Annotated in this window: 23 protein-coding genes; 16 read left to right on the top strand and 7 right to left on the bottom strand. The window is 58.6% G+C overall.

Features of this window, described 5'->3' with window-relative positions:
• The 6 genes from ACTO5E_RS01335 to ACTO5E_RS01310 form a co-directional block, all read right to left on the bottom strand.
• Positions 1–381 carry a GntR family transcriptional regulator gene (locus ACTO5E_RS01335; protein WP_482300888.1) on the bottom strand — a complete coding sequence of 127 codons (381 nt, stop codon included), beginning with the start codon at positions 379–381 and terminating at the stop codon, positions 1–3.
• Positions 382–625: 244 nt separating this feature from the next.
• Positions 626–769, bottom strand: coding sequence for a hypothetical protein (locus tag ACTO5E_RS01330; protein ID WP_482300887.1), 144 nt, complete (start codon positions 767–769; stop codon positions 626–628).
• Positions 770–902: 133 nt separating this feature from the next.
• Entirely contained in the window at positions 903–1,370 is a 468-nt protein-coding gene (locus ACTO5E_RS01325; RefSeq protein WP_482300885.1) for a hypothetical protein, read from the bottom strand.
• Between the two features lie 272 nt (positions 1,371–1,642).
• Positions 1,643–3,547, bottom strand: coding sequence for a threonine--tRNA ligase (gene thrS, locus ACTO5E_RS01320; protein WP_482300884.1), 1,905 nt, complete (start codon positions 3,545–3,547; stop codon positions 1,643–1,645).
• Between the two features lie 454 nt (positions 3,548–4,001).
• Entirely contained in the window at positions 4,002–4,514 is a 513-nt protein-coding gene (locus ACTO5E_RS01315; protein ID WP_482300883.1) for a hypothetical protein, read from the bottom strand.
• A gap of 1 nt (position 4,515) precedes the next feature.
• The gene (locus ACTO5E_RS01310) at positions 4,516–4,800 is read right to left on the bottom strand and encodes an IS1-like element transposase (protein ID WP_482300882.1); all 285 of its coding nucleotides are present in this window, start codon (positions 4,798–4,800) and stop codon (positions 4,516–4,518) included.
• 282 nt (positions 4,801–5,082) lie between these two features.
• On the opposite strand from ACTO5E_RS01310, the gene ACTO5E_RS01305 reads away from it, so the two are divergent.
• From ACTO5E_RS01305 to leuA, 13 genes are all read left to right on the top strand, one after another.
• Positions 5,083–6,591: a UDP-glucose--hexose-1-phosphate uridylyltransferase gene (locus ACTO5E_RS01305; protein ID WP_482300881.1), complete on the top strand. Its 1,509-nt coding sequence runs from the start codon at positions 5,083–5,085 to the stop codon at positions 6,589–6,591.
• Positions 6,588–7,271, top strand: a complete 684-nt coding sequence (locus ACTO5E_RS01300; RefSeq protein WP_482300879.1) for a ComF family protein — start codon at positions 6,588–6,590, stop codon at positions 7,269–7,271. The genes ACTO5E_RS01305 and ACTO5E_RS01300 overlap by 4 nt, the downstream gene beginning before the upstream one ends.
• A 126-nt stretch (positions 7,272–7,397) precedes the next feature.
• The gene (folE, locus tag ACTO5E_RS01295) at positions 7,398–7,961 is read left to right on the top strand and encodes a GTP cyclohydrolase I FolE (RefSeq protein WP_482300877.1); all 564 of its coding nucleotides are present in this window, start codon (positions 7,398–7,400) and stop codon (positions 7,959–7,961) included.
• Positions 7,961–8,335: a nuclear transport factor 2-like protein gene (locus tag ACTO5E_RS01290; RefSeq protein ID WP_482300875.1), complete on the top strand. Its 375-nt coding sequence runs from the start codon at positions 7,961–7,963 to the stop codon at positions 8,333–8,335. The genes folE and ACTO5E_RS01290 overlap by 1 nt, the downstream gene beginning before the upstream one ends.
• On the top strand, positions 8,332–9,183 hold the full coding sequence (gene folP, locus ACTO5E_RS01285; protein ID WP_482300873.1) for a dihydropteroate synthase: 852 nt from the start codon (positions 8,332–8,334) through the stop codon (positions 9,181–9,183). Before ACTO5E_RS01290 ends, folP begins: the two co-directional genes overlap by 4 nt.
• On the top strand, positions 9,176–9,556 hold the full coding sequence (gene folB / locus ACTO5E_RS01280) for a dihydroneopterin aldolase (RefSeq protein WP_482300872.1): 381 nt from the start codon (positions 9,176–9,178) through the stop codon (positions 9,554–9,556). The genes folP and folB overlap by 8 nt, the downstream gene beginning before the upstream one ends.
• Positions 9,553–10,029, top strand: a complete 477-nt coding sequence (gene folK, locus ACTO5E_RS01275) for a 2-amino-4-hydroxy-6-hydroxymethyldihydropteridine diphosphokinase (RefSeq protein WP_482300870.1) — start codon at positions 9,553–9,555, stop codon at positions 10,027–10,029. Before folB ends, folK begins: the two co-directional genes overlap by 4 nt.
• Before the next feature lie 15 nt (positions 10,030–10,044).
• The gene (locus tag ACTO5E_RS01270; RefSeq protein ID WP_482300868.1) at positions 10,045–10,578 is read left to right on the top strand and encodes a GNAT family N-acetyltransferase; all 534 of its coding nucleotides are present in this window, start codon (positions 10,045–10,047) and stop codon (positions 10,576–10,578) included.
• Between the two features lie 268 nt (positions 10,579–10,846).
• The gene (locus tag ACTO5E_RS01265; RefSeq protein WP_482300867.1) at positions 10,847–12,256 is read left to right on the top strand and encodes an MATE family efflux transporter; all 1,410 of its coding nucleotides are present in this window, start codon (positions 10,847–10,849) and stop codon (positions 12,254–12,256) included.
• A gap of 563 nt (positions 12,257–12,819) precedes the next feature.
• Positions 12,820–13,434 (top strand): histidine phosphatase family protein, encoded by a 615-nt coding sequence (locus ACTO5E_RS01260; protein ID WP_482300866.1) that lies wholly within the window; start codon positions 12,820–12,822, stop codon positions 13,432–13,434.
• Between the two features lie 281 nt (positions 13,435–13,715).
• Entirely contained in the window at positions 13,716–13,925 is a 210-nt protein-coding gene (locus ACTO5E_RS01255; RefSeq protein ID WP_120427046.1) for a cold-shock protein, read from the top strand.
• Positions 13,926–15,084: 1,159 nt separating this feature from the next.
• A complete protein-coding gene (locus ACTO5E_RS01250; RefSeq protein WP_482300864.1) occupies positions 15,085–15,858 on the top strand; it encodes a methyltransferase domain-containing protein in 774 nt (257 codons plus the stop codon).
• 173 nt (positions 15,859–16,031) lie between these two features.
• Positions 16,032–17,717: a 2-isopropylmalate synthase gene (gene leuA / locus ACTO5E_RS01245; protein WP_482300862.1), complete on the top strand. Its 1,686-nt coding sequence runs from the start codon at positions 16,032–16,034 to the stop codon at positions 17,715–17,717.
• A gap of 212 nt (positions 17,718–17,929) precedes the next feature.
• On the opposite strand, the gene ACTO5E_RS01240 is transcribed toward leuA, so the two are convergent.
• A complete protein-coding gene (locus ACTO5E_RS01240) occupies positions 17,930–19,537 on the bottom strand; it encodes a carboxylesterase/lipase family protein (protein ID WP_482300860.1) in 1,608 nt (535 codons plus the stop codon).
• A gap of 336 nt (positions 19,538–19,873) precedes the next feature.
• Here ACTO5E_RS01240 and ACTO5E_RS01235 point away from each other — a divergent pair, with 336 nt between their 5' ends.
• The 3 genes from ACTO5E_RS01235 to ACTO5E_RS01225 all read left to right on the top strand — a co-directional run bounded on the left by ACTO5E_RS01235 (position 19,874) and on the right by ACTO5E_RS01225 (position 25,505).
• A complete protein-coding gene (locus ACTO5E_RS01235; protein WP_482300858.1) occupies positions 19,874–21,271 on the top strand; it encodes an MATE family efflux transporter in 1,398 nt (465 codons plus the stop codon).
• A gap of 386 nt (positions 21,272–21,657) precedes the next feature.
• The gene (locus ACTO5E_RS01230; protein WP_482300856.1) at positions 21,658–22,980 is read left to right on the top strand and encodes a carboxylesterase/lipase family protein; all 1,323 of its coding nucleotides are present in this window, start codon (positions 21,658–21,660) and stop codon (positions 22,978–22,980) included.
• Positions 22,981–23,471: 491 nt separating this feature from the next.
• The gene (locus ACTO5E_RS01225; RefSeq protein ID WP_482300854.1) at positions 23,472–25,505 is read left to right on the top strand and encodes a beta-galactosidase; all 2,034 of its coding nucleotides are present in this window, start codon (positions 23,472–23,474) and stop codon (positions 25,503–25,505) included.
• The last annotated feature ends 39 nt before the right edge of the window (positions 25,506–25,544 follow it).

Raw genomic sequence — 25,544 nt, 5'->3', positions numbered from 1 at the left:
TCATTCCTCCTTTTCCGGTTTTTCCAGCGCCGGGTCCTGGAATACTGCAAGCAGCGTCTCCCGGCTGACGCCGCAGTCCACAGCCTCGGCAACGGCCTGGCGCACCTGGGCCAGAGCTGCGGCGCGGCGTTTTTCCAGCACTGTTTGAGGCTGCGTCAGAAAAGAGCCCTTGCCCGGCACAGAGGCGATTACCCCATCGTGCTCCAGCATGGCATAGGCCCGCTGCACGGTGTTGGGGTTTACGCCCAGCTCTTTGGCCACCGCCCGCACCGAGGGCAGCTGGCCGCTCTCTCCAAAGGCTCCGGCCGCCCCTAGCTTTACTACGCTGCGGTAGATCTGCTCAAAGATTGGCAGGCCGCTTTTGTAGTCGATCCGGAACAATCTTACCACCTCCAACTGTTCTATATCAATTAGTACAGTTAAAGCATACACCCGACACGACGGTTTGTCAAGAGGGAGGAGTGAAATTTTTTATTTGCAGGGCCGGGCAGTCAAAAAGCCAGTGGTGCGGGCTGGCTTACACCCTGCCAACCTAGAAGGCCGGACGTCCAGCTCTGCGGCATGGGCGCATAGTTTTATAAAGCAAAAGAGCCATGAACCACCGACTATCGGTAGCTCATGGCTCTTATATATTCACTTCTATGTCGTGCTTGCAGGCCTTGCAGCGGTATTTCAAATGCTCAATTCTGGTGTTGCTGTACATTGGGAACAGGGCTTTTCCGCAGTGGGGGGAGCAGTGCCAGCACTGGCCTCTTACCTTACGTATCATAAAATTTTCTTCCAACAAATTTTTGGGTCCCTCTTGCAAAACAGCGGGAAACTGTGTATAATATAAATGGTTAGGGGACAGCACCAGCACAGAGGCATGTTCCTTTACCCCGTGAGAGCTGCTGTGCCAGCTCTCACTTTTTATATCTTAAGAGCTTTAACAACTTGCCTTTTGACAGAAGCATTAAATCGAATGCATCAATGGAACTGCGTTCCACACGTCTGGCAAGCTGTCGCTCCAAGGCGGGAATATCCATATTTTCCATAGTGTTCAAAACAATTCCTCCTGGGTTGTTTTGAATTTGTTTTATAGCATGTTGTAATTGTTTGTCTGCACTGTTTATAGAAGAAGCGCTTTTTAACTCCCACTGTTTTCCCTTCCAGATAAAATCTGGAGTCTTCTCATTTTTCACTTCTGCTTCTTTTAATAGATTGATATCTCCCCCAAATGTGCTGTGTAACCATTTTGCCATATTAATCTCAGCCTGGTGACCGCTTACATTATACCCGTTTTCATATATAATTTTCCCTTGCCCAGGTGTGGCCTTGCTTATGTAGTGCTCTATTACATTTGTAACAGTCAGCTTGCTTTCTCTCGTCACCTCTCTGGTATCTCCCTTGTCCTGTTTCGCTCTATTATACCAGATTCTGACGTTTTTTCAAGTGTTCTATCCTTCCTGGAAGGTAGAGAATCCCCATACAGCACATTCATCTTCTCCCGCTGCTGGGGCAGCCTAGCCGCCTTGCTGAATGCCTGATACTCCCCAGATCCATACAGCAAAAATCAGCCCGGGGGCAAAAGCTTGACCTTGCCAAGCCTTTTACCCCCGGACCGCGTTTTTATATTACCAGCCGCTCAAGCGGCTTTTAACCTTTACTTGATTTCCCGGCTCTTGACTTCCGCCTTTGCCTTCTCAATGAACTCCTCGGCGCTCATGGCGCCCAGGTCGCCCTCTTTGCGGTGGCGCACCGAAATGCCCGCAGACTCCACTTCCTTGTCCCCCACTACCAGCATGTAGGGGGTCTGCTGCACCTGGGCCTCCCGGATTTTGTACCCGATCTTCTCCGCCCGCAGGTCGCACTCCACCCGCAGGCCGGCCTCCTCCAGCTTGGCGGCGAGGGCCTGGGCATAGGCATGGTGACGCTCGGAGATGGGCAGCACCACTGCCTGCACAGGGCTGAGCCACAGGGGGAACTTGCCCGCCAGATGCTCGGTGATCACCCCGATGAACCGCTCGATGGAGCCCAGCACCACCCGGTGAATCATCACGGGCCGGTGCTTCTGGCCGTCCTCGCCGGTGTATTCCAGTTGGAAACGCTCTGGCAGCTGGCTGTCCAGCTGAATGGTGCCGCACTGCCAGGTACGGCCCAGAGAGTCCGCCAGGTGGAAGTCCAGCTTGGGGCCGTAGAAGGCGCCGTCGCCCTCGTTGATGACAAAGTCCTTGCCCATGCCGGTGATGGCCTGCTTCAGAATGTCCTGGTTCTTCTCCCACTCCTCCACTGTGCCGATGTGGTCCTCAGGCATGGTGGAGAGCTCAATGGTGTAGCTGAGCCCAAAGGTGGAGTACACCTCGTCGAACAGGCGCACAACCTCCTGGATCACGTCCTGCATCTGGTCCGGGGTCATAAAGATGTGGGCGTCGTCCTGGTTAAAGCAGCGCACCCGGAACAGCCCGTGCAGGGTGCCGGAGAGCTCATGCCGGTGCACCAGGCCAATCTCTCCCACCCGCAGGGGCAATTCTTTATAAGAATGGGGCTCGCTGGCATAAACCAGCATGCCGCCCGGGCAGTTCATGGGCTTGACGCCGAAATTGATGTCGTCAATGACTGTGGTGTACATGCTGTCCTTATAGTGGTCCCAGTGGCCGCTGCGCTCCCACAGCTGGCGGTTGAGCATAATGGGGGTAGAGATTTCCAGGTAGCCATAGCGCTTGTGAACCTCCCGCCAGTAGTCCAGCAGGGTGTTTTTCAGCACCATGCCCTTGGGCAGGAAGAAGGGGAAGCCCGGTCCCTCGTCCCGGAGCATAAACAGGCCCAGCTCCTTTCCCAGCTTCCGGTGGTCCCGCTTTTTGGCCTCCTCCAGCATCTGCAGGTGCTCCTCCAGCTGACTGGCCTTGGGGAAGGCAATGCCGTAAATGCGGGTGAGCATTTTCTTGGTGGAGTCCCCCCGCCAGTAGGCCCCGGTGATGGAGGTGAGCTTTACAGCCTTCACCCCGCCGGTGGACATGAGATGGGGGCCGGCGCACAGGTCGCAGAAGTCTCCCTGCTCATAAAAGCTGATCTTCTCCCCATTGCCGCTGTGCTCGTCTATGAGCTCCTGCTTGTAGTCCTGGCCGGACATTTTCTCTTTGGCAGCGGCAGGGTCCAGCTCAAAGCGGGTGAGCGCTATATTCTCTTTGGTGATTTTTTTGATTTCCTCCTCAATTTTCGGCAGGTCGTCAGGAGAGATGGAGGCGGGCAGGTCGAAGTCGTAGTAAAAGCCGTTGTCAATGGCAGGGCCAATGGCGAATTTTGTGCCAGGGTACAGCCGCTGCACCGCCTGGGCCAGAATATGGGAGGCAGTGTGCCAGTAGGCCTTTTTGCCCTCCGGGTCGTCAAAGGTGAGAATTTCCAGAGAACAGTTCTCAGCGAGAGGGGTGCGCAGGTCGCAGACCGTCCCGTTGACCCGGGCGGCGCAGGCAGACTTATACAGCCCCATGCCAATGGACTTGGCGACCTCAGCGGGGGTCACGCCAGCTTCAAACTCCTTGGGCTGACCCTTCAGGTCAATAGTAATCATAAAGCTTTTCTCCTTTCTTGTCTCTGAGACGGGGCTTTGTCACAGAAAGAGAAAACAAAACGCCGCCCCAGGCTGCAAATTTGCTCTCCCTCAAGGGCAGGGCAAATTCTCTCTGGGGCGACGCGACCTTTGGGAAAAAATTCAAGGCGCACCGCGGTTCCACCCGGATTCAAAGAGCAAGACAAAGCAGGTCCCGCTCTTCCTCATGGCTGGCCGGTAACGGGGCCGTCCGTCACGCCTTAGGCGCGGGCCAGGGGGCCGGGCGCGGTTGGCAGAAGCTCAAAGGTGGTGGCCCGGGCAGGCTCCGCTGTCCGCGCTTACAGCCGGCGGCGCGGGCTCTCTGAAGCGGAGCAGAAATGCAGAGGGCGTCCTTATCATAGCGTTTGCCTTATTATAGCGAGAAAAGAGAGCGCTGTCAAGAAGAAAAAAACGGAGGGAGTGTCTAAAGGCAGAGTTAAAGGAAGTCAAAGAGCGAAAAAGGGAGAGCAGCCCCAGGATGGCGGGAGCGAAAACGACTTTTCTGCGCACCAAAGCGGTTATAAGCGCGAACAAAAACAGTAAGAACGGCCTGAAGGTTCTCCAGCTTTCTGGGAAAGCACCTGCTGCGCCGTGCCAAGGTCGGGATGTAGTGCCGCAGGTCAGCGGTGACCCCTTCCACTGTGAAGGTGTCACTTTTGTTATGGACATTGAAGATGTGCTTTCCAGGGAAGATCACGTCCAGATAGCCGCTATACCCATCCGTGCTATACTCCTGAGCCTCTGGGGCCGCATCTACCATCTGCTGGATTGTTCGGGAAGATTTGTCCGCACTCACCACATGACCTACAATTTGTCGTGGCTTTCTGCTCACCATCGTCATGATATAGATATTTTCCCGTGTTTCTGTGCGGGGCTTGCGCTCCAGGAACCAGTACAGCTCATCCAGTTCTACGGTCTCAGACGCGCAGAGGGTTTTGCACTTTTCCACATCATTTTTTGCGCTCTTTTTTTATCCAATTTGTTACATTGGATTTGTTCATTCCCAGTATTTTCCCAACCCCGCGGCCGCTGACCCCGCCGTAGTACATTTTGATCGCCAGTTCCCTAGTCTCTTCCGGATACGCGTGTCTCTTCGGATCTACGGTGTAATATATGCCGCACTCCTTACATCTGCAGCGCCTCGTCCCCGAACCGTTGTACCCGGCCTTGACCTGATTCTCTGTCTTTCCGCATTTCGGGCATTTTTTCCATGCCTCTTCTGTTCTCTTTCTCATATTCCCTCATTATATCATAATATCTCTATTTTGGACGCTCCCGCCTGCCGGGGGAGTGTCCCTTTCGCAGATTTTAATGTAGGGGTGGATATTATCCGCCTACTCCGCGGAAGTACCGGAACCCTAGGAGAGACGGGCGGACACGCTGGCTCGCCTCTGAAAAGTCTCCTGGCCGTGCATCGAATAAAATGCGCGAAAGGGACACTCCCCGTTTCAACACCACCTTGACCCGCCGCCCGGGATGGTGTAAAATGGGGGTATACTGAAATGGGAGGGATCGTCATGAATGTGAATGTCCATTTGGAGATCAGCCGTCTGGTGGAGTATGCTGTCCAGCGGGGCCTGATCGCGCCTGAGGACCGGGCCTGGGCCGCAAACCGGCTGCTGGCCCGGCTGGGCGCCACCGGCTTCTCCCCGGCGCCGGTGGAGGAGCGGCTCCACTGCCCGGCAGAGCCTTTGGAGAGGCTGTGCGCCTGGGCCGCGGAACAGGGCTTGCTGGACCCGGACACCCAGGACGCCCGGGACCAGCTTGACACCGAGCTGATGGCCTGCCTGACCCCCCGGCCCTCGGAGGTGGTGGGCAGGTTCAACGCCCTCTATCAGGAGGACCCGAAAGCCGCCACCGATTACTACTATGACCTGAGCCGGGCCAGCAACTACATCCGGGTGGACCGCATTGAGAAGGACCGCATGTGGACCGCCCCCACCCCCTACGGCGATCTGGTGATCACCATCAACCTCTCCAAGCCCGAGAAGGACCCCAAGGCCATTGCCGCTGCCAAAAACGCCCCCCAGACCGGCTACCCCGCCTGCGCCCTCTGCCGGGAGAACGAGGGCTATCTGGGCAGCGCCAACCAGGCCGCCCGGGGCAACCACCGGCTCATTCCCCTCAGGCTATGCGGGGAGGACTGGTTTTTGCAGTATTCCCCCTATGTCTACTACAACGAGCACAGCATTGTGCTGAGCGCAGAGCACCGGCCCATGAAGGTCAGCCGGGAGAGCTTTGCCCGGCTGCTGGAGTTTGTCACCCTGCTGCCCCACTACTTTTTGGGCTCCAACGCGGACCTGCCCATTGTGGGGGGCTCCATCCTCACCCACGACCACTTTCAGGGGGGCAATTATGAGTTCCCCATGGCAAAGGCCGGGCTGCGGGAGGAGCTCGTCTTTGCCGGCTATGAGAATGTGAAGGCCGGTATTGTCAACTGGCCCATGTCGGTCATCCGCCTGCGGTCAGGGGACAAGGAGGCGCTGGTGGAGCTGGCGGACAGGATTCTTGCCGCCTGGCGGGGCTATAGCGACGAGAGCGCGGATATTCTGGCCTTTACCGGGGACACTCCCCACAACACCATCACCCCCATTGCCCGGCGGCGGGGAGAGGACTTTGAGCTGGACCTGGTGCTGCGGAACAACCGCACCACCGAGGAGCACCCCATGGGGCTGTTCCACCCCCATGCCCAGTACCACCACATCAAAAAGGAGAACATTGGCCTGATTGAGGTGATGGGCCTGGCCATTCTGCCCCCCCGCCTGCTTACCGAAACCGCCCTGCTGGCAGAGGCTCTGGCCCAGCCCGGCAAGGCTTCGGAGATTATGGCCCGGCCAGAGATGGAGAAGCATCAGCCTTGGTATCAGGAGCTGAAGGAAAAGGCCATTCCCGCTGGAGAAGAGGAGCGGGCCATTCAGGTGAGCATTGGGGAGATTTTCGGCAAAATACTGGGCAATGCCGGCGTGTATAAGGACAATGAGCCGGGCCGGGAGGCCTTCCGGCGGTTCTGCGGCTCGGTCCGGTGATTACCAGCTTCCGCCCCAGCGCGGCGGAGCGGCTGCTGGGACTGTTCTTCCCGCCCCGGTGCCTGCTCTGTGACCAAGTAGTGCCGGTAGGGCAGCTGTTCTGTCCTCCGTGCCGGGCCCGTCTGCCGGAGGATTTCCGCCGCCGCAGCCTGACCTTGGAGGACGGCGGCATTCTGCCGGTGGCCTCTGTGCTGGTCTATGAGGAGGGCTTTCGCAAGACCCTGCACCAGCTGAAGTTTCGCGGACAGAAGGGGCTGGCAAGGCCCATTGCCCTGCTGATGGCCCAGGCCGCCGGAACCTATGAGGAGGCCTTCGCCTGTGTCGCCTATGTGTCCATGTACCCGGGGGACCGGCGGAGAAGGGGCTTTGACCACAGCCGCCTGCTGGCGAAATATACGGCGGCAAAGCTGGGCCTGCCTCTGTCGGACGCACTGGTGAAGGTGCGGAAAACCAAAACCCAGCACGAGCTGGACGCGGGAGAGCGGCAGAAGAATCTGCGGGGCGCGTATCAGTGCCGGGAGGACATGACTGGCAGGGCCGTGCTGCTGGTGGACGACATTGTCACCACCGGCGGCTCGCTGGCCGAGTGCGCCCGGGCCCTGAAGGAGGCCGGGGCGGCGCGGGTGTGCGCTCTCTGCGCTGCGGACACCCCTTTGAGACCTAAGAACTTGTACCAATAGGAGTTTGCACCTGCCTTTTCGGCAAATTACACGGTTGACTGTGTTGCAAACCGTGTAATTCCCTCGAAAATCCAGGCACAAATCCTATTGGTGCAAGTTCTAAAAACCAGAGAGGAGACGACGCCCATGGACATGGAAAAAATTGAGCGGGCTGTGAGGGACATTCTGGAGGCAGTGGGAGAGGACCCCCGGCGGGAGGGCCTGGAGGAGACCCCCAGCCGGGTGGCCAGAATGTATGCCGAGATATTCTCAGGCCTGAGTGCGGACCCCTTGGAGCATTTGAAGATTTTTCAGGAGGAGCGCAAGCATGACGAGCTGGTGTTTGTCAAGGACATCCCCCTCTACTCGGTGTGCGAGCACCATCTGCTGCCCTTTATCGGCAGGGCCCATATTGCCTATATTCCCCGGGACGGTAAAATCATCGGCCTGTCCAAGTTCTCCCGGATTGTGGACTGCTTTGCCCGCCGCCCCCAGGTACAGGAGCGGCTCACCGGGCAGATTGCGGACTTTCTGGACGAAAATCTCAGCCCCCGGGGGGTGGCGGTGTTCATTGAGGCAGAACACCTGTGCATGACCATGCGGGGGGCCCGGGCGGCAGGAGCCCGCACCCAGACCTCGGCCCTGCGGGGCTGTATGCACGCCGACGCCAGGGTGCGGGCAGAGGTTATGGCCCTGCTGGGGGGCCGGTGATGGAGGTTAATATCAACGCCTACTGGCAGGCCGTGGCAGCTCAGGACCGGGAGTCGCTGGCCGGGTGGTTTGCCCCTGGGGCTGTTATTCGCTGGCACTGCACCAACGAACGCTTTACCCCGGAGGAATTTATTGAGGCCAACTGCCAATACCCCGGCCAGTGGCAGGGCCGGTTGGAGCGGGCTCTCTGGGCGGGAGACCAGCTGATTACCGTTACTCTGGTGTCTGCGGTGGACGGCTCCCTCTCCTGCCATGTGTCCAGCTTCTTCCGGTTTCAGGAGGGGAAGATTCTCTCTCTGGATGAATACTGGGCAGACGATGGCCCTCCCCCCAGGTGGAGGCAGGAGATGCAGTTAGGAGATAAAATTGTATGACAGAATTTCGCTTTCTTGCCGGGGACAAGGCGTTTCCCCTGACCCGCACCTATGTGATGGGCATTCTGAATGTCACCCCCGACTCCTTCTCGGATGGGGGAAGGTATCTGGACCCGGAAAAGGCCCTGGCCCGGGCCCGGGAAATGGAGGCCCAGGGCGCGGACATTATTGACATTGGGGGCCAGTCCACCCGGCCGGGGTTTGAGGCTGTCTCCCCCCAGGAGGAGTGGGGCCGTCTGCGGGAGGTGCTGCCCGCTGTGGTGAAGCACACCGGCCTTGCCGTGTCTGTAGATACCTTTTACCCCCAGGTGGCGGAAAAGGCCCTGGCCGCAGGGGCGGATATCATCAACGACGTTACCGGCTTCGGGGAGGAGATGCTTCGGGCTGCGGCAGGCTCGGGGTGCGGGTGTGTCGTCATGCACCCGGGCGACAGCGGGGCTTTGCCCCAGGAGAACAGCCGGGATATTCTCCGGGTGGTGCGGGCCTTTTTTGAGGACCGGCAGGAGGCGGCGGACCGGCTGGGCGTCTGCCCCCAGCGGCTGTGCTTTGACCCGGGGGTCGGCTTTGGCAAAACCCTGGAGGAGAATCTGCGGCTCATTGCCCAGGCGGACCGGGTAAAGCTGCCGGGCATGGCCTTTTTGATGGCCGCCTCCCGCAAGCGGGTGACCGGAGCTTTCTGCGGCAATCCTCCCTTTGAGCAGCGTCTGCCCGCCACCCTTGCCGCCCACACCGCCGCCATTCTGGGGGGCGCGGACCTGGTGCGGGTCCACGATGTGAAGGAGGCTGTGCAGGCGGCTCGTATGGCCGACGCGCTGAAAACCATAGGAAAGGAGCCTGTCAATGGATAAAATACAGATCAAGGGGCTGGAAATCTTTGCGTACCACGGGGTGAACCCAGAGGAGAAGGAAAACGGCCAGCCCTTTTTGCTGGACATTACCCTGTGGGCGGACCTGTCCAGGGCCCGCCGCAGCGATGACCTGAACGACACAGTCAACTATGCCGCTGTGCGCAAAACCGTGCAGCGGGTATTCACTGCGGAAAAGTATAACCTGATTGAGCGGGCGGCTCAGGCTGTGTGCGATGGGATTCTGGGGGAGCATCCCCAGGTGGAGGAGGTCCGCGTCACCCTGAAAAAGCCGGAGGCTCCCATGAACGCTGTGTTCGACTATGTGGCGGTGGAGGTGGCTGAAGCCAGGCCGAAGGGAGGCGGCGGACAATGAAGGCTGTTCTGGGCATTGGCACAAACCTGGGGGACCGGGAGGACAATCTGGCTCAGGCCTTCTCCCGGTTGGAGGCGCTGCCGGAGACCGAGCTGCTGGCGATCTCCAATATTTACGAGACCGCCCCCTTTGATGTGGTCTCAGAGCAGGATGACTACTTGAACTGCTGCGTGCTGCTGGACACTGCCCTGGACCCGGAGGCTCTGCTGGACCAGTGCCTGGCCATTGAGACAGCCCTGGGCCGGGTGCGCACCGAGTACCACGGGGCCAGAACCATAGACATTGACCTGCTGCTCTGCGAGGGCTTCGCCAGCCATACCCAGCGGCTGACCGTGCCCCACCCGGGCATTCTGCAAAGGGCCTTTGTGCTGGTCCCTCTGTCGGACCTGTTCCCTGTGCACAAAGGACTGGGGTTTGACTTTGCCCAGGCCTACCAGGCGGTGGACAAGTCTGGGGTGCGGCTTTATAAATAGGTTAGGAGCTTGAAAATGGATATTGTATACAGAAAGCTGGCAGCGGAGGAGCTCAGTCCTGAGCTGCTGAAGGACTTCCGGCGGTTCCAGCGGGTCAAACGCTGCTGGCGCAAGGAGGAGGGGCAATGGCTGCTGAAGGACATTGCCTTTATTGACGACTGGGACCAGGAGGACCACCGCCGGGTATGCGGCCAGCTGCAGGGGGTTCTTGCCAGCGGCGGCTGCGCCTGGGGGGCCTTTCAGGCCGGGTCGCTGAAGGGCTTTGCCAGTGTGGACGGCCGGCTCATCGGCTCCCGGGGGCAATATGCGGTGCTGGCGGAGATGCATGTCTCTGAGGAGCTGCGGGGCCGGGGGCTGGGACGGCAGCTCTTTGCCCGGGCCGCAGAGGAGGCCCGGAACCTGGGGGCAGAGAAGCTGTATATCTCCGCCATGTCTGCCGAAGAGAGCCAGGCCTTTTACCGGGCCATGGGCTGCGTGGAGGCCCAGGAATATGACCCGCCCCATGTGGAGAAGGAGCCCTGCGATGTACAGATGGAATACCTTCTCTAAAACCTCTTGCATCAAGAGAACTACTTTTGTCAAAATGCGACAAAGTTTTTGTTGGGAAGTTCTGGAAATTCAGCGGACCACTCTGCTTGCAGGCTGGTCCGCTTTGTGGTATAATGTGCTCTGACAAGCATGTGGAGAAGCGCTAAAGTGCGCTGTTTTGCACAAGTATTGGCTTTCTCCGGGCCGGTTAAGGCTGTGTCTTTTCAAAAAAAGGACGGTTCGAGAAGGGACTTGAAAATTTCTTTTGGGGAAGGAAGGTAGATATTTTATGGCAGGCAAGCTCTCCTCGCTGTTTGCGGCCCAGGACATGACCGTGGGCAGCCCCACCAAAAACCTGATCCGGTTTTCGGTGCCGCTGCTGATTGGCAACCTGGCCCAGCAGCTTTACAGTACGGTAGACTCGATTGTGGTGGGAAACTATGTAGGCGATAGCGCTCTGGCGGCTATTGGAGCCAGCGGACCAGTGCTCAACCTGCTGCTGGTGTTGTTTATGGGCGTTGCGGTGGGGGCCAGCGTAATGGCCTCTCAGTATTTTGGGGCCAAAGAGCGGGACAGCCTCTCTCAGACCATTGGCACCACCATCACCGCCACTTTGGCCTGTACGGCCTTTGTCATGCTATTGGGGCCCATCATCACCCGGCCTGTGCTGACCATGCTGGACACCCCCAGCGACATTCTGGACATGGCCTGCGACTATATGATCATTCTGTTTTTGGGCTTTTTGGGCAGCGCATTTTATAATGTCATCTCCGGCGTTCTGCGGGGGCTGGGGGACTCTATTATGCCCCTGGTGTTTTTGCTGGTGGCCTGTGTGCTGAACATTGGCCTGGACGTGTGGTTTGTGGCCGGGCTGCGCATGGGCGTGGCAGGGGCCGCGTGGGCCACCATTATCTCCCAGTTGATCTCTGGCGTGCTGTGTATGGTGCGGCTGCTGCGTATGAAGGAGCATTTCACCATCACATGGCGCAGTCTGTGGCCTAAGGCAACGTATGTGATGCGGCTGTGCAAGCTGGGCCTGCCCAGCGGCCTGACCCAGGCAATTTTCTCCCTGGCCATGATCATTGTCCAGAACCTGACCAACTCCTTTGGCACAGTGGTGCTGGCGGCAAACACTGTGGTCATGCGGGTGGACGGCTTTGCCATGATGCCCAACTTTACCTTTGGCTCGGCCATGACCACCTACACCGGCCAGAACATGGGCGCGGGCCGGCTGGACCGCACGGAGAAGGGGGCCAAGTCCGGGATGATTATGGGCGTATCCGTGTCCATTGTGCTGGTGGGGCTGATCCTGCTGTTTGGCAAGAATCTGATTCACCTGTTTACCAGCACCCCGGAGGTAATCGACCTGGGCCAGCGTATGCTGTACACCCTGGCGGTGGGGTACATAGCCATGTCGGTGACCCAGATTCTCTCTGGCGTAATGCGTGGGGCGGGCGACACTATGACGCCTATGTGGATCTCTGTCATCACCACAGTGATTGTGCGGGTTCCTGTAGCCTATGGACTGGAACTGCTCACCCGGCCTGAGGGCGGGGTTATGGGCTCAGGTACGCCGGACCCGTTGTTCCTGTCGCTTTTGATCTCGTGGGTAGTGGGGGCGCTGCTGACGGTGGCTGCATATCTGCGGGGCAGTTGGAAGAAGAAGGCGATCACCAAAGCCGCGCAATCCAACCGCTAAAGCCCCTCTCGCGGGCGGAGAGCCAGAGCGAAGAAGAACAAGGGTGCGCGAATAAAAAGTTTCGTCCACCTTTACAAAGGTGGCAGAGGTTTGGGGACAGAGTCCCCAAGGTCTTGACCTTGACCTTAAAACGGCGGCGCAGAAAACAAAAGCGCGAGGTACGAGTTTGCTCCCACAACACAGTTTGGGACGGGGTAAGGCTGCGCCGCCGTCGACTGGCCGAAGGCAAGTCGGAGCGCGGTCGACCGCAGGAAGACCAGCGTCCCTCTCGCTGCCGGCTGAAACAGAACGAAAGGGCCCAGCGAGCGCAGACGCGGGCCCTTTGCGGCTGCGGAAGGTTTGCGGAGCAAAAGCTTCCGAGCGACCCTTTTTAGAGCGTTAAAAACAGAGCAGAAAGCCTCTCCTTTCAGGCCCAGGGTATGTCCGAGGGCCAAAGGGGAGGCTTTTGCTTCCCCAAACCCATGCCCACAGGAAAATCTGTCCCGCACCGTTTGATTTCTATAACTGCCGGGCTTGCAACCCAGTCTCATTTCCGCTATAATAAGGGAAAAAGGAGGCCCGCCATGAAATCCTACATCATCCATATGCTTCGCGCCATGCCCAGCCAGGGCACTCTGGAGGGCCGCTATATCGGCCGCACCCAGTCCCCGTTGGCCATGAGCGCCGTGGCCCAGCTGGCCGGCTACAAGCGGGAATATGTTTACCCCCAGGCTGAGCTCCTGTGCGCCAGCCCTGCCGTGGCCAGTGTGGACACCCTGAAAATTCTATACCCCCAGGCCCAGCCCGAGGTGGTGCTGGACCTGGCGGAGTGCGACTTTGGCGACTGGGAGAACAAAACCGCCGCTGACCTGAAGGGTGACCCCCGCTTTGCCCAGTGGCTGGCCGGACAGGCTGTCCCCCCAAACGGCGAGAGCGGCCAGGTGTTTTTTGCCCGGGTATGTAAGGGCTTTGAGCTGCTGGTGGAGAACCTGATGGGCCGGGGAATCGGTGAGGCCGTGCTGGCCGCCCCGGCAGGGGTGATGACCTCCATTCTGGCCGGCTATGGCCTGCCCCGGGGCCAGCCCCAGGACTGGCTGTGCGACCCAGGCTTCGGCTACTCGGTGCGCATTACCCCCAGCCTTTGGATGCGCCAGCCGGTGATGGAGGTCTTTGGCCGGACGCCGGAGCCGGTAAAATAATCCAAAGCCTGAGAAATTTGGTGAATTCCCCTTGACAAATCCTCTGATGGGTGCTATACTAAGCATGTATTCTGATAGCACGAAATGTACTCACAGTTTCTGTAAGTCATGGGGCGTCTGATGATTTACACAAGCTGTGAGTTCTTCCAAGGGCCTGTTCCTTGCGCTATATGGCAGAGAGGCAGGTCTGAGTCAGGGGAGCGCCGGACCTCCGGAGTACCCGGGGCCGGGAAACCGGTCTGCTAGCGGGATGCGAAACATTCTCTATGGAGGTGCCGAACATGAACGGTACAGTTAAGTGGTTCAACGCAGAAAAGGGCTATGGATTCATTTCCAACGACGAGGGCGGCGAGGACGTTTTTGTGCATTTCTCCGCCATCCAGGCTGACGGCTTCAAGACCTTGGAGGAGGGCCAGAAGGTCACCTTCGAGACCGAGCCCGATCCCAAGAACAGCGAGAAGCTGCGTGCGGTGAACGTCGTTAAGCTGTAAGCCAATACGACACACAGACCGAGTTCTGCCAACAGGCGGAGCTCGGTTTTTGTTTTTCCAGATGCGGGTAAGTGCGCTGATGCCAAAAGGAACAGTACCGATGGGTCGTGTGGCATTTTCGCCAACCCTGAGTCTGTTGACAAAGTCCCAAGTGAACCACTCTCGTGGGCAAAACGCGCAAGGAAACAATCAAAATGATTGTTTCTCTTTTGCAATGGCCGCATTTTTGCAGTTCAGAGCTTGTTTGAAAACTCCGGAATACGGTCTGTTTTGATCAGAAAGCGACGTTTCGGAAGCAAAAATGCCAGTTTTTCTCGTGAAACCACTCGTGCCTGGCCCAAAATCCAGCATTTTTTGGTTTCCAAGCAGACTTTTGGTGCAGTATGGGGTGAGCCAATTGTTACCAGTGGGTAAAAAACAGGCTTTCGCATAAAGGGTAACTGGTAAATCCGGTCCATGTCGGACCGCACCCCGAATATCCCTCTTAAGCCCTGTGTTCATAGTGAGGGATTGCATAGGGGTGAACCTTTTTCGTCAGAGGGCAGGAAATTTTTGCTGTTAACCTGGCGGCTTGTTAAGAAGATTTATCGCCCTCTGACGGGGAAATTACGGGAGCGTTCAGAAAAGTTTCGTCCACCCTTTCAATGGTGGTAGAGTTCTCAGGGGCAAAGAAGCCGCCGGAGGCCATTCCATCGGCATAAACTGCTGAAAATTCAGGCTTGACAAATCTCTGTCTGTCCGATATAATGTAAGAATATCAGGAAAGACTGTGACGGGAAGAAGGCGGCGCGATATGCCTCTCAGAGAGTCTGCGGGCGGTGCGAGCAGACAGGCGGCGGGCTGCGAATACTGATCCCCGAGTCTCCCGGCCCAACCGTGCTGTGCGGCAATGCGCGGCCTTAGTAAGCCAGGGACGTGTGGCGGCGTTATACGCCCGGCCTTGTCAGAGGCTTTGAGCGCGTTGGCGTAAGCTGGCGCGGAACACGGGTGGTACCGCGGTAATTGTACTTTGCGAAAGCCAGCGGCTTGTGCGCTGTCTTTGCAAAAAGTATGGATTTTCGCCCCGGATGCTTTCATACTATGGAAGCGCCGGGGCTTTTTTATGCCGCAGTCCTCCCGCGCCCGCTGGGCCGCACACCAGAGGAAAGGATGGTTTTTCATGCCTGATTGGGACCCCCAACAGTATCTCAAATTTAAAAAGGAACGCACGCAGCCTGCCCTCGACCTGGCCGCCCGGCTGGAACTGTCCCCCGCAAAAGCCCTGGACGTGGGCTGCGGGCCCGGCAACAGCACCCAGGTGGTGGCGGAGCGTTTCCCTCATGCCCAGGTGCTGGGGCTGGACGCCTCGGCCAGCATGGTCAGGGCGGCGCACCGGGCCCATCCTCAGCTGGAATTTATCCAGTGCGACGTGAGCAGCGAGCTGGACCGCCTGCCCCATGATTTTGACCTGGTGTTCTCCAACGCCTGCATTCAGTGGGTGCCGGACCACCCTTGTCTGCTGCCCAGGCTGCTGGACCTGCTGAAGCCCGGCGGCGTGCTGGCGGTGCAGGTGCCGGTCAACTTCAAGGAACCCATCCATCAGATCATCTCCCGCACAGTGGAGCAGGAGGAGTGGCGGGAGCGCATCCCCTATCACCGAAGCTTTTACACGCTGACAGCAGAGGCGTATTTTGACCTGCTGGCCGGGTGTGCCCGGGACTTTACCATGTGGGAGACTGTATACATGCACCGGCTGCCCAGCCATCAGGCCATAATGGACTGGTACAGCTCCACCGGGCTGCGGCCCTATTTGGAGGCTGCGGTAGACGAGGATGCCCGGCAGGGCTTTTATGAGGAGGTCTTCCGGCAGGTGAAGGAGGCCTACCCGGTGCAGGAAAACGGCGAGATAATTTTCCGGTTTCCCAGGCTGTTCTTTACGGCGGTGAAGCCATAGCAGCGAGCGCAGGCGCGCTTGCGCGTCTGCCGGCCATTTTGCGGAGCAAAAGGGTCAAAGCCGCGCGCCGACAGGGGCGTGGCTGCGAGCGTCCCCTCTTGCTTTTTGCAGGTTCATTCACTTTATTTTTTTCTTGGTAAAATCCATTTTGAGTATAGAAAGGAAAGATTCCCATGAACCTCAGCTATAAAAAGTACAAGCCCTTTCAGCCCATTGCTCTGCCCGACCGCACCTGGCCGGACAAGACCATCACCAAAGCCCCTGTCTGGTGCAGCGTGGACCTGCGGGACGGCAACCAGGCTCTGGTCAACCCTATGAACCTGGAACAGAAGCTGGAATTCTTCCAGATGCTCTGCGATATCGGCTTCAAGGAGATTGAGGTGGGCTTCCCCTCCGCCTCTGAAACAGAGTATGAGATTCTTCGGGCTCTGATCGACCAGAACCGTATTCCGGAGGACGTGACCATCCAGGTGCTGGTCCAGGCCCGGGAGCATCTGATTCGCAAGACCTTTGAGGCCATTGACGGGGCCAAAAATGTGATTGTTCACTTCTATAACTCCACCTCTACCCTCCAGCGCAAGGTGGTGTTCAACACGGACATGCAGGGGGTCATCGACATTGCGGTGGAGGGGGCTAAGCTCATCCGCCAGCTCACCGAGGAAATTACCGCTAACAGCGATATCAACATCCGATATGAGTATTCTCCCGAGAGCTTCTCCGGCACAGAGATGGAGAATGCGGTGCTCATCTGCGACCGGGTGTTGGAGGAGCTGGGCGCGACCCCGGAGAACAAGGTAATCATCAACCTGCCCAACACCGTGGAGATGTCTACCCCCAACACCTATGCCGACCAGATTGAATATTGCTGCCGCCATATGAAGCGCCGGGACAGCGCCATCATCAGCCTGCACCCCCACAACGACCGGGGCACTGCCACTGCCGCCACGGAGCTGGGGGTAATGGCCGGGGCCGACCGGGTGGAGGGCACTCTGTTCGGCAATGGCGAGCGCACCGGCAACTCTGACATTATGAACCTGGCCATGAATCTGTACTCTCAGGGCGTGGACCCGGAGCTGGACTTTAGCCACATGAACCATGTCCGGGAGGTCTATGAGCGCTGCACCGAGCTGAAGGTTCACCCCCGGCACCCCTATGCGGGCCAGCTGGTATTCACCGCCTTCTCCGGCTCCCACCAGGACGCCATCAACAAGGGAGTAAACTTTATGCAGAAGGAGCAGTCTCCCTACTGGGAGGTGCCCTATCTGCCCATTGACCCGGCGGACCTGGGGCGGCAGTATGAGCCCATTATCCGCATCAACAGCCAGTCGGGCAAGGGGGGCGCGGCCTTTATCATGCACCAGAATTTCGGTTACATTCTTCCCAAAGCCATGCACCCTGAGTTCGGGAAGTTGGTGAAAAAGGCCTGCGACCAGGCAGGCCGGGAGATCAGTCCTCAAGAGGTGTTTGATATTTTCAACGCCGAATATCTCACTGTGGCCGAGCCCTATAACCTGCTGACCTACAAGATCTTTGAGGAGGACGGCGGCGACGGAAGGGTGATTGTGGACTTTGAGGGCACGGTGCGGCATGACGGGGTTAGCAAGGCCATTTCCGGCAAGGGCAACGGGCCTATCGACGCTTTCTTCAACGCCATTGGCTCCATTGGGCTGGACCACTACGAGTTTGTGTCCTACAGCGAGCACGCCATTTCCACCGGCGCCGACTCCAAAGCAGTGTCCTATATTCAGCTGAAGCATGACGGCGAAACCCTGTTTGGCGTGGGGACGGACAGCAATATCAGCATTGCCTCCATCAAGGGCATTATCTGCGCCATCAACCGGCAGCTGCAAAAGCAGTAAACGACAGAGGAGCCCGGCCTCTGTCCCGGAAGCATTTTCTAGGGCGTGTTCCCATAACCTGAGTATGCTTTTTCGCAGATTTTTGGCGCAGAAGATGGTAAAAGTCTGTCAAAAAGACGCTTATGGGAACATGTTCTAATTCAAAACAGTCAAGAGCCAACCGCTCCGCCTGATGGAGCAGTTGGCTCTTTCTCTCTGTCCGGCGGACAGCCCTACTTCTTGGGCAGGTCCTCCTGGGCTGTCACATACTCATACAGCAGTTGGTCCTCCCTGCTGTCCAGTCCTTCATGGCTGACAATCTCGTCACCCAGATCGATCCAGCCGTAATTCTCCCCGCAGGCGGGCCAATAGGGCAGGCCCTCGCCGTTGGGGTCTCCCCCCTTCATGAAGTTGGCCCAGTAGCTGCTCATCTGGTCCGCCAGCTTCACGTCATACTCTGTCCAGGGGCGCACCGGGGGCACATTGCTGGCCCCGCTCTCTCCCACCCGCAGAGAGGCAAAGGTGTACCACAACTCGGCAGAGTGCCAGGCCATCATCAGGTCCGGGTCCCGAAGGGGGTTCCGCTTGTCGTCGGGCACACTGGGGGTGACATGGGAGAAAATATAGCTGTAGGTCTTCGCCTCCGGAAATTTTTGGGCCCGGTACTGGCCAAAGCAGAGGTTTTTCATATTGCCCCCAAAGCCGGTGATTCCCGCTGCCGCCAGCCGCTTTGACAGGGCGTTGGCCTCCCCGTCCGCCACAGGATAGGCGTTTTCAAAGTCGTACTTGTTATAAAGCGCCTCGCCCAGCACCTCTCTGGCTCTGGCGTAGAATTCTGCCGCAGTGTGAAGGGGAGCGCCCCCCAGCTCAAAGCCCTTGGACATCACGCACTCGCCATAGTTGCCTCCCACCAGATAGTCCAGCCGGCCCGCGTACTGGTCAAAGCTGACCGCAGCATCCTGCTCCGGCACCCACTGGCCGTCGAACACCATATTGCCGGGCTTTCGCACCGGGTGGCTGGCCGGCACATTGAACCGCTCTCTGTCCGCAGCGCGCAGCTCCTCCAGAGAGACGTCCTCCGGGAAGCCCAGGCTGCGAAGGAAGGCCGTGCCCTCAGCCTCCGCCTGAGACATGGTGGGGTAGAGGCCGGTCCAGTTCAGGCAGCTTTGGTTGATGACCCGCCTGACCTTGCCCGCCGCTTTGGGGCACCTGGCCAGAGCCCCGGTTTTGGTGGTGCCGCCGGACTGGCCCCCAATGGTGATATTGTCCGGGTCTCCCCCAAAGGCGGCAATGTTCTCTCTCACCCAGTCCAGAGCCTTGACCTGGTCCATCAGCCCGTAGTTGCCGCTGACGCCGCCCTGCTCTGCGGAGAGCTGGGGCAGGGACAGGTAGCCGAACACATTCAGCCGCTGGCCCACCGACACCACCACAATGCCCTTCTTTGCCAGCACGGTGGGGTTGAACTCCACCTCGTAGCTATAGCCGGTGGACAGCCCGCCCCCGTGGAACCACATATACACCGGCCGCTTCTCCTCCGGACCTTGGGCGCAGGTAGCAATATTCAGGTAAAGACAGTCCTCACTGTAGGGAGGGAAACCCATGTAGTAGAAGTCAGAGGCCCAGGGCTCAAAAGACCAGCCCCCCAGAGTGGGCTGGACCGGCCGGGGGCCGTAGGCGGCGCAGTCCCGGACCCCCTCCCAGGGGGCGGGGTCCTCGGGGGGCCGCCAGCGCAGCCTGCCCACCGGAGGCGCGGCATAGGGAACCCCCTTAAAAAGCAGCACGTTCTCCTCAACAACACCCCTGACCTGACCATAGCTGGTTCTGACGGTTTCCAATGCCATTTCGCATACCTCCTAATATTTTTTCACTCCCGGCAGCCTCCGGTCCGCAGAAGGGCAGGGACGCGGCAGGGGGACGCTCTGTCCCAGAACAGCCCTGTTCTGCTGCCCGCTGTCATGTTTTATAAAGTATACCATAATTTTAGCCCTTGCGCAAGCGATTTTTCTAACACAATCTCTAATCTTTTGCCTGTGTTTAGGCTGTCTGCCCTTTTTGACAGGGTTTGGGGGAGGGTGTCAAAAAAGTTGCTCTTGCAATTATCTCCCGCAGACCTTATACTTAATATGAGAAAAAATAAAGCGGCCGTGTGATTTCCGGCAGAGAGGAGACAAACATTTATGACAGCAGCAAAGGGCCGGTGGTTCGACAAATACTGGGTAAGGGACAGGGGCTTTTATAAAAAGGTGGTCCTGATTCTGATCCCGATCGTGTGCCAGTCCATCATCAACCAGGGCGTGAACATGATGGACACCATTATGGTGGGCAAGCTGGGGGAGGCCTCCATTTCCGCCTCCAGTCTGGCCAATCAGTTCTACAATATTTTCGTCTTTCTGTGTATGGGCATCAGCGCGGCGGGGCTGGTGCTCTCCAGCCAGTATTATGGCGCCAAAGAGCTGAAGACCGTCCGCCGGGTGTTTGACCTGGTATTGCAGATTGTAATAGCGGGGGGCACGGTTTTCGCCATTATTACCTTCCTGCTGCCCACCCAGATCATGAGCATCTTTACCACAGAGGCGGACGTGATTGAGCTGGGGGCCCAGTATTTGCGGGTGACGGCGTTGATCTATCTGCCTCACGGCATCAGCCTGGTGCTCTCTAATGTACTGCGCTCCATTGGCAACGCCAAGCTGGGGCTCTATGTGTCCATTGCCTCGTTTATTGTCAACATTGGGGCCAACTACATTTTCATTTTCGGTAAATTCGGCGCGCCGGCCCTGGGGGTTATGGGGGCGGCGGTGGGCACCCTCATTGCCCGGGCGGTGGAGCTTCTGTTCTGCGCCATCTACCTGCTGAAGTATGAGAAGGTGCTGCAATACCAGCTGCGGGGGCTGCTGAGGCTGCCCGGCAAGGCCCTGCTCAGCGAGTTCCGGCGGCTGGGCATGCCCGCTATTGTCTCCGACTCCCTTCTGGCTCTGGCGGCCAGCATTACCTCCGTCATACTGGGGCATATGGGCAAGGAGATTGTCTCTGCCTATGCCATTGTCACGGTAATGGACCGGATGGCCACTGTGGCTATTCAGGGGGCCACCAGCGCCGCCGGGGTGGTGATTGGCCAGACCGTGGGAGAGGGCGAGTTTGAACGCGCCCAAAAGGAGGGCTGGACCTTCCTGATTCTGTCTGTGGCCATTGGTATTTTTGGGGGCATTCTGGTGCTGGTGCTGGGAGAGTGGTCCATCGGCCTGTATGAGATTGCTCCCTCTACTGTAGAGCTCACGGTTTACATGATGCAGGCCAGCGCCATCATCGTGTTCTTTCAGGCCGTGCAGAGCGCTCTGTCCAAAGGCATTCTCCGGGGCGGCGGAGACACCAAGTTCCTCATGGTGGCGGACATTATCTTTCAGTGGGTGGCCTCCATCCCCCTGGGCGCTCTGGCGGGGCTGGTGCTGCACCTGCCCGCCGCTTTGGTGCTGATTGCCCTGCGCATTGACTTTATCATCAAATCCGTGTGGCTGGTGTTCCGGCTGAAAAGCGGCAAATGGATTCACCGGGCGAAAAAAATGACAGAGGGGGCTTAGGGGCTGCTTGAAGGCTCCGAAATACGGTCTGTTTTGACCAGAAAATGGTGGTTTCGGCGTCAAAAAGCCTGGAAAGGCGGCGGTTTTTTCCTTGAAATCACTCGTTTCTGGACAAAAGACCAGCATTTCTCCGGTTATAAAGCAGGCTCTCGGGCTGGTCAGAAAAAGCGGGAGCACCGCCTTTTGTCCATCAGCGGCTAACGGTTTTCTCCTGGAAGCAGACCGTTGAGGGTACAAAATCCGTGATTCCCTGTATTTTCAAGCAAGCTCTGGAAGCGTAGAGGACGTTGGCAGTCAGCCGCCCAAAAGGCCCCCGCAGCGCGGGGAGGTCTTTTGCCGCCAGACCTTTTATAAGCTTCTCAAAATTTCAACAAGGAGGGACCAATATGGTTGAAACAAGGTACGGCAAGATTACTGGTGTGGACAAGGGGGACTACCTGGAATACCGGGGCATTCCCTATGCCGCGCCGCCGGTGGGGGAACTGCGCTGGCGAGCCCCCCAGCCCCCTGACCGGTTCGAGGGGGTGTATGAGGCTCTAAACTTCCGCAACAAATGTATGCAGGCCCAGGGCTCAAGCCCGCCCTGGGACAAGGATTTTTATGACGACCCCTCTTTTGACCGGCCCATGAGCGAGGACTGTCTTTATTTGCACATCTGGACCCCAAAACATGGGGAAAACTGCCCGGTGGCCTTCTGGGTCCACGGCGGGGCCTTTTTGGGCGGCTGGGCCACCGAGAAGGAGTTTGACGGCGCAGCTTATTGCAGGCGGGGGGTTATTTTTGTCAGCGTGGAGTACCGGTGCAATGTGTTCGGCTACCTGGCCCACCCTTGGCTTACCGCAGAGAGCGGCTTTTCTGGCAACTATGGCAGCCTAGACCAGATTGCCGCCCTGAACTGGGTTTATGAGAACATTGCGGGCTTTGGGGGCGACCCCCACAACATCACGGTCTTTGGCCAGAGCGCGGGGGCTATGAGCGCCCAGACCCTGGCCTCCTCTCCCCTGACAGAGGGGAAAATCGCCAAAGCCATTTTGCAGAGCGGCGGCTCCTATGGCACGGGCCTGCACCGGGACCTGAGCCTCTCTCAACAGGAGGAGCTGGGCGGGGCCTTTCCGGAGGCACTGGGCGTCCGCAGTCTGGAAGAAATGCGGGCCAAGTCCGCAAAGGAGGTCTTTGAGGCAATGGGGCCCTTCTTTGAGAGGGTCATGCCTCAGGCAAAGGGGCTGTTCCTCACCCCGGGCATAGACGGGCGGCTTCTTACCGGCGGCTATTACCAGCTGATGGACCAGGGGAAGCTCCATCCCATTCCCTATATGCTGGGCTGCACCAAAAACGACATTATGGCCCCGCCGGAGCTGACAGACAAACGGAAAGCGCCGCTGTACACAGGCAGCGTGGCCTTCAGCCACAAGCTGGAGGAGCTGGGCCGCAAGCCCGCCTATGTGTACCACTTTACCCGGGACCTGCCCGGCGACAGTCAGGGGGCCTGGCACTCGGCAGAGCTGTGGTACATGATGGGCACCCTGGACCGGTGCTGGAGGCTCTGGACAGAGGGAGACCGGGCCCTCAGCGAGAGAATGCTGGACTACTGGACGAATTTCATGAAGACCGGGGACCCCAATGGGAACGGACATCCTCTGTGGCAGGCCTGCGACAGAGCCAGCGGGTTTGTGATGGAGCTGGATGTGCTGCCGGATGAAAAGGACTGACAGTGCGAGGCAGAGGCTGGCCGGTTCTTAGGGAGTACCCCTTGTGCGCCTGATTGCAGGAGGGCTTTCGCAGATTTTAATGTAGGGGCGGATATCATCCGCCTACTCTGCGGAAGTACCGGAGCCCTGGGAGAGACGGGAGGACACGCTGGCTTGCCTCTGAAAGGTCCTCTGGCCGTGCGTTAAATGAAATACGCGACAGGACACTCCCATTGCAGGAGGCGGTTTTGGCCTTAAAAGACGGCACAGACCGGGAAGAGGAGAAAGGCCAGCCTTCGGTTTTCGGAGTGTCAATGCAGAACAAAAAGCCTTCCCTTCCAGCTATGCGTACAGCATGGGCTTGGAGTATATTTGTACCAGGGGCAGGCAACAGCGCGGCTCCTTTCCCAAGGCGGACCGAGCTGTCTCCTTTCCATTCCCGTAGGCCCTTGACCTTCTGCCCCAAAGAGAGTACAATGGGCTTACCATCTTATTTTGAAAGGAGCTCTCTTATGACTTCCCTGACCCCGCGCTTTCCCCACCTCCTCCACGGCGGCGACTATAACCCCGACCAGTGGCTGGACTGTCCCGACATCCTGGAAAAGGATATTCAGCTGATGAAGGAGGCCCACATCAACTGCGTTTCGCTGGCCATTTTTGCCTGGGCCAGGCTGGAGCCCCAGGAGGGCGTCTACCAGCTGGACTGGTTGGAGGAGATCATTCAAAGACTGTATGAAAACGGTATTTACACTGTGCTTGCCACTCCCTCGGGAGCCAAGCCCCGGTGGATGAGTGAGAAATACCCGGAGATTCGCCGGGTCTCTGCCACAGGCCAGCGGGACCTCTCCGGAGGACGGCATAACCACTGCTACACCTCGCCTGTGTACCGGGAGAGGGTGCGGGCCATCAACACGGTTCTGGCCCAACGCTTTGCCAAGCACCCCGGGGTGATTTTGTGGCACCTCTCCAACGAGTATGGGGGCGAGTGCCGGTGCGAGCTGTGCCAGCAGGCCTTTCGTCAATGGCTCAAAAACAAGTATGGCAGTCTGGATGCTCTCAACAAGCAGTGGTGGACAGACTTTTGGAGCCAGACCTTTAACAGCTGGGAGGAGATTCACGCTCCCGCGCCCCGCAGCCTCTGGGGCAACGAGCCGGTCCACGGCCTGAGCCTGGACTGGAAGCGTTTTGTCACCGACCAGGTGGCGGATTTTATCCGGGCGGAGCGGGACGCGGTGAAGGCTGTGGACCCCTCGATCCCTGTCACTGCCAATCTGATGTACGATTTCTACTATTACAACTATTTCAAGTTCAAGGACGTGCTGGATGTGGTATCCTGGGACGCCTACCCCCAGTGGAAGGGCACGGAGGAGGACATTGCCACGGCAGCGGACTTTGCCCTGTGGCACGACGTGATGCGCTCCCTGAAAAAGCAGCCCTTCCTGCTGATGGAGTCCACCCCCAGCGCCATCAACTGGGGGCCGGTCTCCCGTCTCAAGCGCCCGGGCATGCACCTGGCATCCAGTATGCAGGCAGTGGGGCATGGGTCAGACTCGGTGCAGTATTTTCAGCTGAGAAAGAGCCGGGGAGCTCAGGAGAAATTTCATGGGGCTGTTATTGACCACTGCGGGCACAGCGGCACCCGGGAGTTCCAGGATGTGGAGTCTGTGGGCCGCAGGCTGCAGCAGCTGGACCAGGCTGTGTGCGGGTCAGAGGTAAAGCCGGATGTGGCTCTGGTGTTTGACACAGAGAACCGCTGGGCCGTGGAAAACGCCGCCGGGCCCCGGAACTGCGGCATTCACTACGCGGAGGACGTGCGGGACCATTATCGGGCTTTGTGGCGCATGGGTGTGCCGGTGGACATTGTGGACGAGGAGTGCGAGATCAGCGGCTATAAGCTGGTGGTCGCCCCCATGCTCTACCTGCTGCGGGCAGGCTTTGCGGAGAAGCTGAAGGCCTTTGTCCAGGACGGCGGTACGCTGATTGGCACCTACCACACCGGGCTGGTAAACGAAAACGACCTGTGCCATCTGGGCGGCTGGCCCGGCGAGGGCCTGCGGGAGGTGTTCGGCATTTGGCACGAGACCACCGACGGCCTGTGGGACGGGGAGCGGAACAGCATAAAGGTGGACGGCAAAGAGTACCCGGTCAGCGAACTGTGCGCGCTGATTCACAGCGAGGGCGCCCAGGTGCTGGGGGTCTATGGCAGAGACTTCTACCAGGGCGAGCCCGCGCTGACAGTGAACGCCTATGGCCAGGGCAGGGCCTACTATCTGGCGGCCCGGGCCGGGGCTGGCTTTTACCAGGACCTTTACGCCAGGCTGGCGGAGGAGCTGAATGTTAAACGGGCCCTGCCCCAGACCCTGCCGGAGGGCGTGGAGGCCTGCCTGCGGGAGAAGGACGGGGCAAAGTATGTGTTCCTGCAGAACTTCAGCGGCAAGCCGCAGAGCATCTCTCTGCCCGAGGGCTGTGTGGACCTGGTAAGCGGCGAGGCGGTTTCGGCGGCGGAGCTGGCTGGGTATGATTCCAGGGCGGTGCAGCTGCCCTGAGGCACTGAATTTGGATGAGAGCATAAAAAGGGGGCTGGC

The organism is Acutalibacter sp., from assembly GCF_056800975.1.
This window is presented reverse-complemented; position numbering and strand designations above follow the sequence as displayed.

Bases quoted from the DNA above. Each gene is read 5' to 3' on its own strand.
- ACTO5E_RS01235 (WP_482300858.1), top strand. From the start codon at position 19,874: ATGACAGCAGCAAAGGGCCGGTGGTTCGACAAATACTGGGTAAGGGAC.
- ACTO5E_RS01255 (WP_120427046.1), top strand. From the start codon at position 13,716: ATGAACGGTACAGTTAAGTGGTTCAACGCAGAAAAGGGCTATGGATTC.
- ACTO5E_RS01240 (WP_482300860.1), bottom strand. From the start codon at position 19,537: ATGGCATTGGAAACCGTCAGAACCAGCTATGGTCAGGTCAGGGGTGTT.
- ACTO5E_RS01230 (WP_482300856.1), top strand. From the start codon at position 21,658: ATGGTTGAAACAAGGTACGGCAAGATTACTGGTGTGGACAAGGGGGAC.
- ACTO5E_RS01225 (WP_482300854.1), top strand. From the start codon at position 23,472: ATGACTTCCCTGACCCCGCGCTTTCCCCACCTCCTCCACGGCGGCGAC.
- ACTO5E_RS01265 (WP_482300867.1), top strand. From the start codon at position 10,847: ATGGCAGGCAAGCTCTCCTCGCTGTTTGCGGCCCAGGACATGACCGTG.
- folP (WP_482300873.1), top strand. From the start codon at position 8,332: ATGACAGAATTTCGCTTTCTTGCCGGGGACAAGGCGTTTCCCCTGACC.
- ACTO5E_RS01330 (WP_482300887.1), bottom strand. From the start codon at position 769: ATGATACGTAAGGTAAGAGGCCAGTGCTGGCACTGCTCCCCCCACTGC.
- thrS (WP_482300884.1), bottom strand. From the start codon at position 3,547: ATGATTACTATTGACCTGAAGGGTCAGCCCAAGGAGTTTGAAGCTGGC.
- ACTO5E_RS01260 (WP_482300866.1), top strand. From the start codon at position 12,820: ATGAAATCCTACATCATCCATATGCTTCGCGCCATGCCCAGCCAGGGC.
- ACTO5E_RS01290 (WP_482300875.1), top strand. From the start codon at position 7,961: ATGGAGGTTAATATCAACGCCTACTGGCAGGCCGTGGCAGCTCAGGAC.
- folB (WP_482300872.1), top strand. From the start codon at position 9,176: ATGGATAAAATACAGATCAAGGGGCTGGAAATCTTTGCGTACCACGGG.
- folE (WP_482300877.1), top strand. From the start codon at position 7,398: ATGGACATGGAAAAAATTGAGCGGGCTGTGAGGGACATTCTGGAGGCA.
- ACTO5E_RS01270 (WP_482300868.1), top strand. From the start codon at position 10,045: ATGGATATTGTATACAGAAAGCTGGCAGCGGAGGAGCTCAGTCCTGAG.
- leuA (WP_482300862.1), top strand. From the start codon at position 16,032: ATGAACCTCAGCTATAAAAAGTACAAGCCCTTTCAGCCCATTGCTCTG.
- folK (WP_482300870.1), top strand. From the start codon at position 9,553: ATGAAGGCTGTTCTGGGCATTGGCACAAACCTGGGGGACCGGGAGGAC.
- ACTO5E_RS01305 (WP_482300881.1), top strand. From the start codon at position 5,083: ATGAATGTGAATGTCCATTTGGAGATCAGCCGTCTGGTGGAGTATGCT.
- ACTO5E_RS01310 (WP_482300882.1), bottom strand. From the start codon at position 4,800: ATGAGAAAGAGAACAGAAGAGGCATGGAAAAAATGCCCGAAATGCGGA.
- ACTO5E_RS01250 (WP_482300864.1), top strand. From the start codon at position 15,085: ATGCCTGATTGGGACCCCCAACAGTATCTCAAATTTAAAAAGGAACGC.